The organism is Williamsia soli (assembly GCF_017377795.1).
Taxonomy (GTDB): Bacteria; Actinomycetota; Actinomycetes; order Mycobacteriales; family Mycobacteriaceae; genus Williamsia; species Williamsia soli.
Map to the genome: position 1 here is coordinate 272319 of NZ_JAFRDR010000003.1, position 14081 is coordinate 286399.

The 14081-nt window shown below is 62.9% G+C and carries 14 protein-coding genes; 5 read left to right on the forward strand and 9 right to left on the reverse strand.

Going from position 1 to position 14081, the window contains the following annotated elements; translation table 11 throughout:
- Positions 1-101: 101 nt before the first annotated feature.
- From J3S28_RS09815 to J3S28_RS09840, 6 genes are read right to left on the reverse strand one after another with little or no spacing between them, the layout of a single operon-like run.
- Entirely contained in the window at positions 102-1007 is a 906-nt protein-coding gene (locus J3S28_RS09815) for an HpcH/HpaI aldolase/citrate lyase family protein (RefSeq protein WP_207840064.1), read from the reverse strand.
- Positions 1007-2197 carry a CaiB/BaiF CoA transferase family protein gene (locus tag J3S28_RS09820; protein ID WP_207840066.1) on the reverse strand — a complete coding sequence of 397 codons (1191 nt, stop codon included), beginning with the start codon at positions 2195-2197 and terminating at the stop codon, positions 1007-1009. Before J3S28_RS09820 ends, J3S28_RS09815 begins: the two co-directional genes overlap by 1 nt.
- Complete coding sequence (locus tag J3S28_RS09825; RefSeq protein WP_207840068.1) at positions 2197-2721, reverse strand: MaoC family dehydratase; 525 nt, start codon at positions 2719-2721, stop codon at positions 2197-2199. The genes J3S28_RS09820 and J3S28_RS09825 overlap by 1 nt, the downstream gene beginning before the upstream one ends.
- Entirely contained in the window at positions 2718-3875 is a 1158-nt protein-coding gene (locus J3S28_RS09830; protein WP_207840070.1) for an acyl-CoA dehydrogenase family protein, read from the reverse strand. The genes J3S28_RS09825 and J3S28_RS09830 overlap by 4 nt, the downstream gene beginning before the upstream one ends.
- A complete protein-coding gene (locus J3S28_RS09835) occupies positions 3872-4351 on the reverse strand; it encodes a MaoC family dehydratase (protein ID WP_207840072.1) in 480 nt (159 codons plus the stop codon). Before J3S28_RS09835 ends, J3S28_RS09830 begins: the two co-directional genes overlap by 4 nt.
- On the reverse strand, positions 4348-5739 hold the full coding sequence (locus J3S28_RS09840; RefSeq protein WP_207840074.1) for an MmgE/PrpD family protein: 1392 nt from the start codon (positions 5737-5739) through the stop codon (positions 4348-4350). Before J3S28_RS09840 ends, J3S28_RS09835 begins: the two co-directional genes overlap by 4 nt.
- Before the next feature lie 161 nt (positions 5740-5900).
- Here J3S28_RS09840 and J3S28_RS09845 point away from each other — a divergent pair, with 161 nt between their 5' ends.
- The 4 genes from J3S28_RS09845 to J3S28_RS09860 are packed head-to-tail and all read left to right on the forward strand — an operon-like array spanning position 5901 to position 9920.
- On the forward strand, positions 5901-7070 hold the full coding sequence (locus J3S28_RS09845; protein WP_207840076.1) for an acyl-CoA dehydrogenase family protein: 1170 nt from the start codon (positions 5901-5903) through the stop codon (positions 7068-7070).
- Between the two features lie 44 nt (positions 7071-7114).
- Positions 7115-8263 carry an acyl-CoA dehydrogenase family protein gene (locus tag J3S28_RS09850; protein ID WP_207840078.1) on the forward strand — a complete coding sequence of 383 codons (1149 nt, stop codon included), beginning with the start codon at positions 7115-7117 and terminating at the stop codon, positions 8261-8263.
- A complete protein-coding gene (locus tag J3S28_RS09855; RefSeq protein ID WP_207840080.1) occupies positions 8260-8697 on the forward strand; it encodes a nuclear transport factor 2 family protein in 438 nt (145 codons plus the stop codon). Before J3S28_RS09850 ends, J3S28_RS09855 begins: the two co-directional genes overlap by 4 nt.
- The gene (locus J3S28_RS09860) at positions 8667-9920 is read left to right on the forward strand and encodes an MFS transporter (protein WP_207840082.1); all 1254 of its coding nucleotides are present in this window, start codon (positions 8667-8669) and stop codon (positions 9918-9920) included. Before J3S28_RS09855 ends, J3S28_RS09860 begins: the two co-directional genes overlap by 31 nt.
- Before the next feature lie 66 nt (positions 9921-9986).
- Here the strand turns inward: J3S28_RS09860 and J3S28_RS09865 are convergent, their stop codons facing one another.
- The 3 genes from J3S28_RS09865 to J3S28_RS09875 all read right to left on the reverse strand — a co-directional run bounded on the left by J3S28_RS09865 (position 9987) and on the right by J3S28_RS09875 (position 12758).
- Positions 9987-10859 carry an amidohydrolase family protein gene (locus tag J3S28_RS09865; protein ID WP_207840084.1) on the reverse strand — a complete coding sequence of 291 codons (873 nt, stop codon included), beginning with the start codon at positions 10857-10859 and terminating at the stop codon, positions 9987-9989.
- Positions 10860-10941: 82 nt separating this feature from the next.
- The gene (locus J3S28_RS09870; protein ID WP_207840085.1) at positions 10942-11727 is read right to left on the reverse strand and encodes a crotonase/enoyl-CoA hydratase family protein; all 786 of its coding nucleotides are present in this window, start codon (positions 11725-11727) and stop codon (positions 10942-10944) included.
- Complete coding sequence (locus J3S28_RS09875) at positions 11724-12758, reverse strand: NAD(P)-dependent alcohol dehydrogenase (RefSeq protein ID WP_207840087.1); 1035 nt, start codon at positions 12756-12758, stop codon at positions 11724-11726. Before J3S28_RS09875 ends, J3S28_RS09870 begins: the two co-directional genes overlap by 4 nt.
- 204 nt (positions 12759-12962) lie before the next feature.
- Between J3S28_RS09875 and J3S28_RS09880 the strand changes: the two genes are divergently transcribed.
- Positions 12963-14033: an NADH:flavin oxidoreductase/NADH oxidase gene (locus J3S28_RS09880; RefSeq protein ID WP_207840089.1), complete on the forward strand. Its 1071-nt coding sequence runs from the start codon at positions 12963-12965 to the stop codon at positions 14031-14033.
- Positions 14034-14081 lie beyond the last annotated feature (48 nt).

Consider the following 14081-nt stretch of genomic DNA (forward strand, 5'->3'; position numbering starts at 1 on the left):
ACAACGGCGCCTCCCAGGCGCCGTCGCGATCCCAACGTCAGTCAGGACCCGTTCAGCCTCGGCGGATACACGACACACCGTCCGCGAAGCAGGTCCGCCGCTTACGACGCAGAAAGGAGATCACTCAGCGCGACAACTTCTGCAGCGATCCGCACGTCAGCCGCATCGATCATCTTTCCCTCGACCGCAACGGCGCCCGATCCTGCACGTATGGCTTCCTCGTAGGTCTCACAGATCAGCCTGGCGCGGTCTGCTTCGCCTCGCGTGGGAGTGAAGGCGGCGTTGGCGGCCTCGATCTGTGACGGATGGATCACCCACTTACCGGCGAAACCCGACGCACGAGAAAGCCGAGCCTCCTCGGCGAAGCCACCCAGATCCCTGAAGTCGGCATAAGGCCCATCGATCGGGATCGCGCCGGCAGCCCGCGCAGCAACCACGATCGACTGCCGCGCGAATGTCGCGTGGGCCTTCTCGGCATCTGCCGCCCCGGGGCCGGGCAGAATGGCCCTCAGCGAGGCCGCGTAGTCACCCGGGCCGAACGTCACCGTTTCCAGCCGAGGTGACGCATTCGAAATATGCGAGATGTTGACCACTGCGGCCGCTTCTTCGATCAGTACCTCGAGACCGATCGAGTGTTGCGATTCGAGCTCGACATGATCGAGTACTGCCGAAACGAACTGAACGTCGGCGGCGCTCCTGACCTTCGGGATGACCACAACGTCGAGCTTTGCTCCCGCGGCACGAGCAACCGTCAGCAGGTCGTCCAGGACCCAGGGAGTACCGACCGAATTGACGCGTACGCCAATTACTTTGCGGCCCCAGTCGAGGTCACCGATCGCGGCACAGGCAGCGACGCGCGCCGAAGACTTCTCACCGACAGCAACCGAATCCTCCAGATCGAGGATTACATAGTCGGCCGCCGACGACGCGGCCTTCGCGAGCATCCGATCATTCGAAGCCGGAGTGGTGAGCACACTTCGACGCAGCCGCGCTGGAGGCGTGAGCATCAGACGACGATCTCCCCCGCGCGCAGCTTTTCGATGGCTTCGGGATCGAGGCCGATCTCAGCCAAAATCGAGTCCGTGTGCTCGCCGAGCAGCGGTGGCCCGAGCTCGTTCACGCTGTCGAGCGACGAGAAACTCGGGGCGAAATCGAAAACCTTGACAGGGCCGACCGCGCTGTCGATTTCCTTGACCAGCTTGCGATGCTTCAGGCGGGGGTGCTCCAGTGCTTCGTCGAACTCGTTGTAGGCACCGGAAGGTATCCCGAACTCGTGGAAACGCTCCAGCCAATAGCTCTGCGGCTGCGCAGCCATGGCATCGACCACAATCTTTTGCAGCTCGTCTTTATTCTGCAGCCGGAGTCCGTTACTGGAGTAATCCGGGTGATCGATCAGTTCGGGCAGACTCATCGCTTCGCAGAAACGGCGCCATTGGTCGTGACTGCCTGCACCTGCAGCGATGACGACACCCTTGTCGTCGCCCGCCTGATACACCCCATACGGGAACATCGTGTGGTGGTTCAGGCCCACACGGCCCGGATTTCTGCCCTGATACCAGGCCATATAGGGGAAGTAGCCGGTCCAGGTCATGACGGCGTCGAAGAGAGCGAGGTCGATTGTCTGGCCCTCACCGGTGCGTTCGCGGTGATATAGGCATTCCAGAATCGAGATCGTCGCGTACATGGAACCGGAGATGTCGGCGACGGAGACGCTGAGCTTGGCGGGTTCCGCTTCGGTGCCGTTCGTGCTGATCAAGCCCGATTCGGCTTGAATGATCAGATCGAGTGCCGCGCGGTCCGCTGAGGGGCCCGTTTGTCCGAATCCGCTGATGTGGCAGATGATCAGGTCGTCTTTGACGGAACGGAGCCGGTCGTCGTCGAGGCCCCAGCCGGCCAAGGTACCCGGCACGAAGTTCTCGATCACGACGTCCGCGTCGGCTAGTAGCCGCAGAAGAATGTCCACGCCTTCTTCCGAGCGGAGGTTCAGAGCGATGCTCTCCTTACCCGGGTTGACCCAGACGTGGCCCGAGCACATGCCGTTGACGTAGTCGTCCCAGTGGCGGATGAGGTCACCGCCTTGAGGGCGCTCGACTTTGATCACCCGTGCGCCCATCTGAGAGAGCAGCCGTGTACTCATCGGCCCCGAGACGCCCTGCGTCAGGTCGACGACTTTGATTCCGTGCAATGCAGAGTTCATCAGTGTTTTCCTTCGGTGGTGCGCACGGGACGTCGCTTGATCGAGACGGTGCGGATGCCTTCGACGACCGGGACGTCGTCTCCCTTGCGGCCGTGAAATCGATACGTGAGCAGGCCGGCGTTTTCGCGGTTCCCGTCCGGTGACAGCTCGAGAATTTCGCTCCTGGCGCGGAGGGTGTCGCCCTCGAACACGGGATTGTGCAGACGAACCCCTGTCAGCCCGACATCGGCGACAGCGTTCTCGGACAGATCCTCGGAGGTGAGTCCGATGACCACCGCGATCGTGACCGCGCCCATGACCAAGCGCTCTTCGAACCGACCGTCCATGAGTCCGTGGGCATAGGGAAGATTGAAATGTGCTTCGGCAGTGTTGAGCGTCGTATGGGTGATCCATAGATTGTCGACATTGTCGATGGTTCGACCGCGGGCGTGGTCGAACACCGTACCGACAGTGAAATCCTCGAAGAAGTTCTCACTGCCGGTGACGAAAGACAGATCCCATGCCTTGGGAGGTGCCGCGCTCATCGTTCACCCAGAATCCGGCGGGCAATGATCTCGCGCTGGATATCGCTGGTGCCTTCGCCGATCGGCAGTAGGCCGGCATCACGCCAGTAGCGGTTCACCTTCGAGTCGATGGCGTACCCGTTACCGCCATGAAGATAGAGCGCGTCCCAGGCGACCTTGTGCGCCATCTCCGCCGCGAACAGCTTGACCGCTCCAGCTTCCAGGTCGGCCCGTTTTCCTGTGTCAAAAGCTTCTGCGGCAGCGAACGTCATTGACCGTGCCGCCTGGATCTGCGTGTACATGTCGGCGAGACGAAAGCGAACGGCTTGGAAGTTCGAGATCGTCTTACCGAACTGAACGCGTTGTTGCGTGTAGGCCAATGCTTCTTCGTACGCAGCCTGGGCCAGACCGATACACCGTGACGCGAAAGTGATGCGCGCGGTTTCATAACCGCTCATGAGCTGCCGGAAGCCTTGTCCTTCAACACCTCCGACCAGAGCGCTCTCGGGCACCTCGAGGTCGTCGAGCGCCAGAGAGTAGGACTTCATGCCGTGGTAACCCGCCGTCGGGATGTGCGTACCGGTCAGGTTCGGCGGAAGGAACTTGCCGGCAGGCTTCTCGACCATGAACAGGCTGATACCGCCGTGCTTGTGCTCATTGCTCGTGCGGGCGTATACGAACAGCAGGTCCGCGCGATTGGCAAACGTTGTCCACTGCTTGTTGCCGTTGAGCACGTAGCCATTCGAGGTGCGCTTGGCCGTGGTCTTGATGTTGGCTGCGTCGGAACCTGCCTCGGGTTCGGTGCCCGAGCTGGACGTCATGATGTCACCGGACGCCATCCCTGCGAGATACTTGGTGCGCTGCTCATCGGTGCCGTACAGATGGAGGATGTGCCCGAGGGTGGAGTTGCGGTGGATGACGCTCCCCACCGAAAGGCTTGCCTTTGCGAGCTCTTCGGTCACGACACACAGCGCAGCTGTGTCCAGGCCGAGACCGCCATGTTCCTCGGGAAGTGTCACTCCGAACAGACCAAGTGCCCCCATCTTGGCGAGAACCTCGTCGGGAATCTGTTTGTCTTCCAGGTCGAGCGTTTGGGCGATCGGCTCGATCTCGCGTCTCGCGAATTCGCGGGTGCTTTCCTGAATGGCCAGGTGGTCTTCTGTCAAGTAGGTCACGTCGTCTTTTCCTTCATTCGCGCGAGATTGGTGCGTTGGAAGCTCAGCACTTGTTGCTGGTCTTGGTTGAAGCCGGCAGTTCGCCAGGTCACGATTCCCCAGCCGGGCTTGGACGAGGAAACACGGCAGCTCAAGGTCTCGGACCGGGCGTAGACGGTCTCTCCGTCGTAGACGGGGCGATCGAACACCAGATCATCGATGCCAAGAAAGGGCCCTCCGGCCTCTGACAGGTCCTCGACGGACAGCCCGAGAATAGTGGTGAATACGAGCATCGGATTGATCACCGCTCCGTCATAACCCTGGGCAGCGGCGTAATGGTCGTTGAAATAGATCGGGCAGAAGTTCATCGTCATCGTGCTGTACGTCTTGCTCTCAGAGCCCGAAAGTGTTCGACCCCAATGGTGGTCGAAGGTCTGACCCACGTGAAAGTCTTCGTACAGCAATCCGCGCTCGCGCCGGATTGTTTTCTCGCTCACTGGGCACCACGCCGTCCGGCCGTCTCCGAGAAGGCGTCGACCAACTGCGAGACGCTGAGGTTTTCGACCTCCAACACGGTCTTGGACACCTCCTCGGCCGTTGCCTCGTCCCAGCGACGGGTCACGTTGCTGCGGAACTTGGCGACGACCTCTGACTCGGTGAGTGGCTGCTCGTGGGTGCCACGACTCGATGCGTGACGCTTCTGCAGCACGGATCCATCGTTGAAGGTGATGACGACCTCACCCGGGAAGTGCGCCGGGTAGTCGCTCTGTTCATCGACAGGGCAGGTGACGAGGGCCGCGATCCGGCGCACTGCCGGATCGTCGAGCGGTTGGTCGTAGAAGGATGCGAGGTCGACCCGGCCTTGCTGAAGAGCCAGCGCGACGGCGAACTGGATACTGAACAGAGCGTCATAGATGGTCTCCGGCGCGATGCGGCGATCAACCGGGGCTGCCACCGCCGGTATGAGCCGTTCGCTGGTGGGTGCGGAGATCGACGCGATGTCGTCGAGACTGCGTCCGGAGTCGAGCAGTTGTTCGCGCAGTTCGAGGGCGGCATCTATGAAGGCATGGGTGAAATGGCAACAGGGATAAGGCTTGAGCGCCAGTTCCGCAGACATCCAGTGGCTACCGAGATCGTCCAGGTGAAGTGCGGTGCGATCAGGTACCCGGCCGAGGTGACTCATGAAGAGCCCGTTGTCGCCCTCGAACACCGAAGCGGGGCCGATGAAACCCTCCTCGGCCAGCGTGCTCGCAACGATGCCGCTGTGAGCAGCCCATCCTGGGTGCAGACGCTTGAGCCACGAGTGATGCAGTTCGAGGATCCCGGCAGCCTGGCTGCCGGCAAGACCCATGGCGCGGACAATTGTCTCGGGCGACGACCCACGGACGCTGCCGGTTGCGCACACTGCGCCAAAGGTGCCCAGAATGCCGGTCGGATGAAATCCTCGATCGTGGAACTCGCCCTGCCCTGCAATGGCCAGGCGTGTTCCGACCTCGATGCCGATGATGTAGGCCAAGAGCAGGTCCGTGCCGCCGGCATCCTCGGCCTCTGCCACGGACAACGCCGAGGCGAGCGCGGGAGCACTGGCGTGATGGATGGCTTCGATGTGCGTGTCGTCGAAGTCGAGGCCGTGGATCAGCGTCCCATTGACCAGTGCGGCCGATGCTGCCGGGAGCGGTGTTCCCCAGCCGAGCACTCGGCTGTCCTCACCGCGGCCGAGACGTATTCCGGCGCGGTGCACCGATTCACCGAAGTCCATTGTTGTAGAGGCGACTGCGATGCCAAGACAATCCGCCAGGTGCAGCACTGCTCTATCGCGGACAGGGCGTGGGACGTCTTCGATCGTCAGCTCCGAGGCGAAGCCGGCAAGCTCGGATGCGATCATAGAGTAACCTCCAATTGACAGACAATTACATTGACTGACTATTACTGTACATGTAACCGTGGAGCTGGCAATAGAGTTTGCGCAAGCCGATAAAGCGAGACTGTCGGACAACTGCCGGGCATGCTTGGCAGTAGTTCGGGCCTCTTTGTAAAGGAGACGTGATGACGTCGAACAGCGACTTCGATCTATCGGACCTGGACCTCAGCGCGTTCCGAGTTCGGCTCAGGACGTGGATCGGCGAGAACATCGCTCATCTCGCGCCCGCGAGCAGCACTGAGGACTCCCGACGAGAAACCAACCAGCGAATGTACGACGCCGGTCTGCTGGGTCTCACCTGGCCGACGGAGCTCGGAGGACGAGCGCTCAGTGCCGCACACCAGACCGTCTGGAACGACGAGATGCGGGACTACCAGTGGTCGCTTCCCTATTCGGCGGTCACCGTGGGTATCTGCGCACCCACGGTTCGCGATTTCGGGACAACCGAGCAGAAAACCCGACACATCCCCCGCATGTTGCGCGGCGACGAGCGTTGGACCCAGCTGCTGTCCGAGCCGGGAGCAGGATCCGACCTGGCAAGCGTCTCGACCACCGCTACGCTTCAGGGCGACGAATACGTCATCACCGGCCAGAAGGTGTGGACCTCACTCGCCGTCGAGTCGGATCTTGCGTTGGCACTGGTGCGGACCTCGCGTGAAGAGCGCCGACACAACGGTCTGACCATGATCGTGGTCGACCTGAAGGCACCCGGGGTTGAGATCCGCCCGCTGCGTGAGATCACCGGTGAGACGAACTTCAACGAAGTCTTCCTCGACGAGGTCAAAGTGTCCCCCGAGGCCATTCTCGGCGAAGTCGGCGGGGGCTGGGCCGTACTGATCGCGATGCTCACACACGAACGTCTGGCGCTCGGAGCCGGGACGACCGGTTCGAGGATGGATGCTGACGTCTTTGAAACACTCGTCGAACTCAGCCGCGATCGCGGCGTGATCGATGAGCCCCACGTCTCCGCAGCGCTGCTCGACCTCTACATCGAACAGCGGATCCTCGACCTCAACGGAATCCGGATCCGCCGCGCCATCGAGACCTCGAACCCGCAGGGACCGCTCGGATCCTTCGTCAAGGTCGGCACCGGTGCCGCAGCTGAAGCGGCCGCACGGGCCAGCGCGCTTGTCGCAGGCAAGGCCACCATGGCCTGGTCCGCGAAGGACGCCGCCGCCCAGGAGGCGGCGCACCTCATGCTCAGCTTCCCCATGGCGTCGATCGCCGGCGGAACCACAGAAATTCAGAAGAACGCGATCGCCGAGCGGCTACTGGGGCTTCCCCGAGGAAGCTGACAGGCCAACCCACGACCACTCGGACGCTTTGAGAGGACTCCCCCATGTACATACCCATTCCGATGAACGACGAGCACGTCGCGATGGACGACACCATTCGCCACCTCCTCGCGCGTTCCGTCGCTCTCGAAGACGTTCGCGGTGTCCTGGACCTGGGCGCGGATGGACTGCGCAACACCACGGTGTGGAAGCAAGCCTCGGCAATCGGGCTGCCCGGTATCACCATCCCGGAGCAATACGGAGGCATGGGCGGGACCCCATTGGACATGTTTGTCGGCTTCCGAGCATGGGGCAAAGTTGTGCACCCATCGCCGTTGTTCTCGTCGATCGCGCTGGCGGCGCCGGCCCTGGTACAAGCGGGCTCAGTGGCCGCCAGGAAAGAGCACCTTCCCGGTATCGCTTCGGGTGAGGTTCTCGCGGCGTTGGCCGCCTACGAAGACTCGGCCGGCTGGGATCTCGACCGCATCACGACGACTGCGACACCGTCACAGGACGGTGCTTATCTGCTCACCGGCCGGAAGCTGCAAGTCCTCGATCTCACCGGGGCCGACGTGGTCCTCGTGGTCGCAAGGGCTGACTTCGGGATCGGCCTCTTCGCAGCCGATCGAGATGATCCCGGTTTCACCGACGAACCGCTCACAAGCTTTGATCTCACTCGCTCACTCAGCCACCTGGAGCTCAATCGCGTTCCGGCGCGGCTGGTGTCAGATGAGCATGATTGCGCACCGCAGTTGAGGGAAGCACTCCGCGAAGCGGAGTTGTGCCTCGTGGCGGACTGCATCGGTGGAGCGGAAGCGGCACTCGACATGGCCATCTCCTACGCCAAGGTCCGCGAGCAATTCGGCCGCCCCATCGGCGGGTTCCAGTCGATCAAACACAAGCTGGCCGACTTGGCAGTGACTGTGGAAGGAATGATCTCGTCGGGGTGGACCGCCGCCGAGGAAGCCGAAGCGGGCGGAAAGACCGCCTATGACGACCTCCTCCTCGCCAAGATCTACTGCACGGACGCGTATTACAGGGTCGCGCGCGCCAACATCCATGTTCACGGTGGTATCGGGTTCACCTGGGAGCATCCGGCACACCTGTACTTCCGCCGCGCCGTCGCGAACTCGATGCTGTTGGGTGATGAGGACGTCGACCGGTCCACTCTCTTCGCGCGCCTCGTGAGCCGCCAGGCCGGGGAGGGCGCATGAGCAGCAGCTCGGACCTACTCCAGGAAGACGCTATCCGGCGGCTGATCGCCCTCTACGCTTTCAAACTCGACGACCGCGACTACAGCGCGCTGGCCGCCATGCTGCATGAAGACTGCGTCATGGCGGTGGGGAGTTTCAAACAGACCGGCCGCGATGAAATGATCGCCGCTGTGGCGAATATGCAAACGCAGGAGCCAGGCCGGCACCTTCTGGGCCCGACTGTCGTCCAGCTGGGAGATCAAGGCCACGCGTCGGCCTGGACAGACATGGTCGGAATCGTTCCCGGACCGGACAGCAGCCAGGTCATCGCAGGAACCTGGCGCTATCACGACCGCCTCGTTCTGGGCGAGGACGGCTGGCTCTTCACACACCGTTTCCTGCATTCTCCGGCGGAGCCGCTCATGTGGGGAGCGCCCTCAGTTCCGACGCGGTGATGGGTTCGGGCCAGTTACAGCGTGAGCACACGTCAGGAATGTCCCGCGGCCTGACTTTGCTTTTCGCCATCGCCGGGGGCGCTGCCGTCGGCAACCTCTACTGGGCCGGGCCACTGCTCAGTGACATCGGCGAGTCACTGGACGTGTCGGATGGACAGGCCGGACTTCTGGTGACGGTCACGCAGATCGGCTACGCCGTTGGCATTTTCCTGGTGGTACCACTCGGTGACACCGTGAACCGTCGACGCCTCATTCCGTCGATCATGCTCTGCTCGGCCGCCGCATTGGTGGCGTGCGCTGCCGCCCCCAACTTTGCGGTGCTCCTTGTCGCATTGGCCGCGCTGGGGCTGACCACGGTGTCGGCACAGCTTCTGACGCCGCTGGCCGGCGACCTTGCTCGGGACGAGCAGCGTGGGCGCGTTCTCGGAACTGTCGTGTCCGGTCTCATCATAGGAATCCTGCTGTCTCGGACCGTCAGTGGTTTTGTCGCCGACGCCTTCGGTTGGCGCGCAATCTACCTCGCGGCGGCCGTGCTGATGACGCTCCTGGCAATCGTCCTCATCGTTGTACTTCCGACAGCTCCGGAGCGGCCGGCAATCGGCTACCGCAGATTGCTCCTCTCGGTTTTCGGCGCTGTACGCCAACACAAGACAGTCCGTGTGACGATGATCATCGGAATGGCCGCCTTCGCGGTCTTCACGATGTTCTGGACCGGCCTCACATTTCTCCTGAGTTCTCCTCCGTTCTCGTACTCCGTCAACCAGATCGGACTTGTCGGACTTGTCGGACTGGCAGGCGCCGTGGCCGCTCGTCGTGCCGGCGCACTGTACGACCGTGGCCTGTCAGTACCCGCCACCGGCATCGCACTGGTGCTCACCCTCGTGGCCTTGGCGTTCGCCGGTTTCGGCGCACAGTCCATCGTGGTGATCATCGGCTCCGTCCTCCTGTTCGACGTGGCGATCCAGATGGTCAACATCCTCAATCAGACCCGCATCTTGTCGATCGACCCTACGGCCCGTAGTCGGCTCAACACCGCCTTTGTCACAGTCAACTTTGTCGGAGGCGCCTTCGGATCCGCACTCGCCGGCATTCTCTGGCAAGTCGGCGGGTGGTCCGCGCTGGTTTGGGGCGCAGCAGCGCTCATCGTGTCGGCGTCAGCGGTGTGGCTCGGCTACCGAGGCCTACTCACCGGCACCGTCGAATCCGCTGCGGCCAAAGGATGACACCTCACACGGGCCCCTGTCCGCCGCTCAGCGCGCAACTGCGCTGAGCGGCCGTGGACCGCGGTCTCACCAGCCGAAGGTCGCCGAGACAGTGCCGCCCATGAGTGCGGCCTTCTCGTCCTTCGACAGAGGGAGATGGTCTCTGAATGCCGCGACAGAGTCGCCGTAGGACACCAGCTTGAGGGCGCGCGTCCAGTCCGTACCCCACATGCAACGCTCAATTCCGAACGAATCAAAGTAACGAGCCAAGGGCGACCACAGGTCTGTGAACGGGAACGGCTCGTGCGACAGAGTAGGTGCAGCCGAGATCTTGACGGAGACGTTGTCGTACCGGGCCAAGGAAAGCACGCTGCCGATTGCCGCGAAGGGGTCGGACGGCACGGGGGGCTCGAAAGGTTGAGCCAAGCCCAGGTGGTCCAGAACGAATCGCGTTTCCGGGTACAACTGGGCCAGCCGGTCGAGGTGCTGCAGCTGACCAGGGCAGTAGACACAAATCGGGAAGTCGAATTTCTGCGCGGCTGTGACGACAGCCTTGACTTCGGCCGACGCAGCGTCGAACCCCTCGATCACGCCCGGCATCAGCCGGATCCCGACCGAGCCGGGGATGTCGCCCCAGCTGTCGATGTCTTCCACTGCGCCGGCCACATAAGGATTGATCGGGGCGATGATCCGGAACCTATCTGGGTTCTGCCGGTAGACATCAGCGGTGTAGCTCGAGTCGTTGTGGTAAAACGCCCACGACGACACTGCCAGCGCACAGTCCACACCCGCCGCGTCCATCGCAGCGAGCATTTCCTCGCCGGTCATCGAATCGGGTCCCACCAGTCGGCCTTTCCATGGGCGACCCGGGTGATCCGGTTCGTATACGTGTACCTGCGCATCGATGATGGGCGTGGTCTGCGCAGCAGCGGACGACGTCGACTCTTGTGACGGGCTCATTTCTCCAAATCCTCTTCTCTCTCATGGCATCACATGCCTGCTCTCGACACCGATGTCGGCGCCGTTCGATCGAATTTGCTCCCTAGCGGCCGAACCAGACAGGAGCTCGCTTCTCGGCGAAAGCCGTCGCACCTTCCCGCGCGTCGCGGGACTCATAGATCGGCCGCGCCAGCCGGTCCTGTTCCGACCACTCGTCCGCCCGCGACCACTCGGCGGCCGCCCGCGCGATCTGCTTGGTTGCCGTCACTGCGAGTGGACCATTCGCGGCGATCGTCGAAGCGAGCTCGAGCGCCACCGAGAGAGCCTCACCCTCGCCGGTCAACCGATTCACCAAACCCAACTCCGCGGCTCGCCGCGCGGAGATGGTGTCGCCGGTCAGGAGCATCTCGAGCGCGATGGCCGTCGGGATCCGTTGCGGCAGCCTCATTGCGGCTCCCCCGCCGGCCACAGTTGCCAATTTGACCTCAGGCACTCCGAAAGCAGCGGCTTCCGAAGCCACAACCAGGTCGCAGGCCAACATCAACTCGAAGCCGCCGGCAACTGCCCATCCCTCCACTGCCGCGATCAGAGGCTTGCGCGGCGGAAGCTGCGTCAGCCCACCGAAACCCTTACCCTCGACCCACGGCAGATCTCCGGCCAGAAGCGCTTTGAGATCCATTCCGCTACAAAATGTCCCGCCCGCGCCCGTCAACACCCCCACGCGGAGCTCATCATCGGAATCGAGTTCCTGCACAGCGTCCGCAATCCGTCGTGCGACGTCCCCGTTGACTGCATTGCGGACTGCCGGCCTATTGATGGTGATCACCAGGATGCGGTCCCGGACGGTGACCGTAACCGTCGGCTCTCCTTCGTCGACAATGGGCTTCATGGAACGATGACTGCCCGTCCGAGCAGTTCCCCGGCGTCCAGCTTGCGGTAAGCGACCACAGCCTCTTCCAGGGCGAACTCCTCGACACGAACCTCGACCAGCCCCGCGCGTGCCAAGTCCAGCACTTCGCCGAGCTCGCTCCGGGAACCCCAGTAGGGCGCACGCACCGCAACACCGAGCGGAGTATGACCGAATCCCGTGGCGACCGAACCGCCGCCTATCCCCACGATCTGTATACAGCCGTCGATGGCCACCACGTCTCGCGCAAGATCCAGGGTGGATTGCGCGCCGGCAAAATCAAACACCACCTGTGCGCCGGCAACTCCGGTCAGTGTGCGGATCTCATCTGCAGTTCGATCGCCTGCGAGGAGCGCGTGGTGAGCACCGACGTTCAGAGCCATGTCGAGCCGGTCCCTGTTGAGATCGACGGCGACAACGGTGGCTCCCGTGATGGCGCGGATGATCTGCACTGCCACGTGCCCGAGTCCGCCGACCCCGATCACCACGACATGCGCCCCAGGAAAGAGCTTGTCCTGAGACGACCGGATCGCGTGATAGGGAGTCAGACCAGCGTCCGTCAGTGACACCGCCTTGACGGGATCGAGGCCGTCGAGAGGGACAAGAAAGCGCTTGTCGTGCACGATCAGGTATTCAGCGAGGGCACCCGGTTCACCGAGACCCGGCGGCTTGATACCCAGTTCCGCGGCGTGTGGGCAATAGTTCTCCTCGCCCCGCGAGCATGCTCGACAACGCCCGCATCCGCGTGGGCCGTATACGGCGAAGGATTCTCCGACTTCGACATCCGAGACACCCGGCCCCAGCTTGTCCACTGTCCCCGCGCCCTCGTGTCCGAGTGTGAGCGGCAGCCCGTATCCATACTGATCCGCGGGTTGGCTCATCAGTCCAAGATCCGAGTGACACAAGCCGGCGGCCGTTACCCGTAGCCGAATCTGACCTGGGCCCGGCTCAGGCTTGTCGATGTCGACGACCTCAGGGCCTCTTCCGAGGTGTCGATACTGGACAGCTCGCATAACGTCCTCCTGATCCGACTCAGACGGGTCTGATGGCTTTTGCTCGGTAGTCCGGGGCGCGCCGGCGGGGTCACCCCTTCTCCGTCGTGAGTGAGCGTACGCCTCAGCAATGGATTGCGATACAATTGTCTGATATTTCGAATCAGTTCAACGACCGCAGGCGTCCGCCGCCGAGAATGCAGCGCGCCATCGAAAGGTACGAACGTGAGTCTTCTTTTCAGTCCGATCACATTGCGAGACGTCACCGCACGAAATCGGGCCTGGGTGGCACCGATGTGTCAGTACTCGGCCATCGATGGTTTGCCGAATGACTGGCACTTGGTCCACCTGGGTTCGTTCGCCCGCGGCGGAGCAGGTCTGGTGTTCACCGAGGCGACCGCAGTGTCGCCCGAGGGTCGAATCACGCCTGAAGACACCGGGATCTGGAACACTGAGCAGCAGCAAGAATGGTCCCGCATCGTAGATTTCGTACACGGACAGGGTGCTTTGGCGGGGCTACAGCTGGCGCACGCCGGCGGCAAGGCCTCGACGTATTCCGGATTCACCGACAGCCGTGGACCCGTCGCGGACGCCGACGGTGGCTGGCAACCGGTTGCACCGTCCGTCGACTCGTTCCCGGGTGTTCGCGACGACGCACTGCCACTGGACCACAGCGGGATCGCACGAATCGTGGCTGCGTTCGGCGATGCGGCCGAACGTGGAGTAGCGGCCGGTTTCGACGTGCTCGAAGTGCACGCGGCACATGGGTATCTGCTTCAGGCGTTCCTGTCCCCCATCTCGAACCTGCGCGACGACGAATACGGCGGACCTTTCGACAATCGGGTCAGGTTCCTACTCGAGGTGGTCCAAGAGATCCGCGGACGTGTAGCTGCAGGCGTTCCCCTGGTGGTCAGGGTCTCGGCCACCGACTGGGCCGAAGGGGGCTGGACCGGTGACGACACAGTCCGGCTGAGTGCGCTACTCCGGGACGCGGGAGTTGACCTGATCGACAACTCCTCGGGCGGGACTGCGCTGGCCAAGATCCCTGTCGGCCCCGGCTACCAGGTGCCCTTCGCTCGGCGCGTCCGCCAGGAGGCCCAAATCCACTCCGGCGCAGTAGGAATGATCACCGAGGCAAAGCAAGCCGAAGACATCCTCGCCGACGGGTCTGCTGACGTGATCCTCGTCGGGCGCCAGATGCTGCGCGACCCCCACTGGCCACTGCATGCAGCAAGCGAGCTCGGTGAATCACTGACCGAGCTGTGGCCCGTCCAATACCGGCGCGCAGCTCGCTGAGATCGAGCGGGCACTGATACGTGCTGAAAGTAACCCGCTGAATCGCGA

Bases quoted from the DNA above. Each gene is read 5' to 3' on its own strand.
- J3S28_RS09815 (WP_207840064.1), bottom strand. From the start codon at position 1,007: ATGCTCACGCCTCCAGCGCGGCTGCGTCGAAGTGTGCTCACCACTCCG.
- J3S28_RS09820 (WP_207840066.1), bottom strand. From the start codon at position 2,197: ATGAACTCTGCATTGCACGGAATCAAAGTCGTCGACCTGACGCAGGGC.
- J3S28_RS09825 (WP_207840068.1), bottom strand. From the start codon at position 2,721: ATGAGCGCGGCACCTCCCAAGGCATGGGATCTGTCTTTCGTCACCGGC.
- J3S28_RS09840 (WP_207840074.1), bottom strand. From the start codon at position 5,739: ATGATCGCATCCGAGCTTGCCGGCTTCGCCTCGGAGCTGACGATCGAA.
- J3S28_RS09845 (WP_207840076.1), top strand. From the start codon at position 5,901: ATGACGTCGAACAGCGACTTCGATCTATCGGACCTGGACCTCAGCGCG.
- J3S28_RS09850 (WP_207840078.1), top strand. From the start codon at position 7,115: ATGTACATACCCATTCCGATGAACGACGAGCACGTCGCGATGGACGAC.
- J3S28_RS09855 (WP_207840080.1), top strand. From the start codon at position 8,260: ATGAGCAGCAGCTCGGACCTACTCCAGGAAGACGCTATCCGGCGGCTG.
- J3S28_RS09865 (WP_207840084.1), bottom strand. From the start codon at position 10,859: ATGAGCCCGTCACAAGAGTCGACGTCGTCCGCTGCTGCGCAGACCACG.
- J3S28_RS09870 (WP_207840085.1), bottom strand. From the start codon at position 11,727: ATGAAGCCCATTGTCGACGAAGGAGAGCCGACGGTTACGGTCACCGTC.
- J3S28_RS09875 (WP_207840087.1), bottom strand. From the start codon at position 12,758: ATGCGAGCTGTCCAGTATCGACACCTCGGAAGAGGCCCTGAGGTCGTC.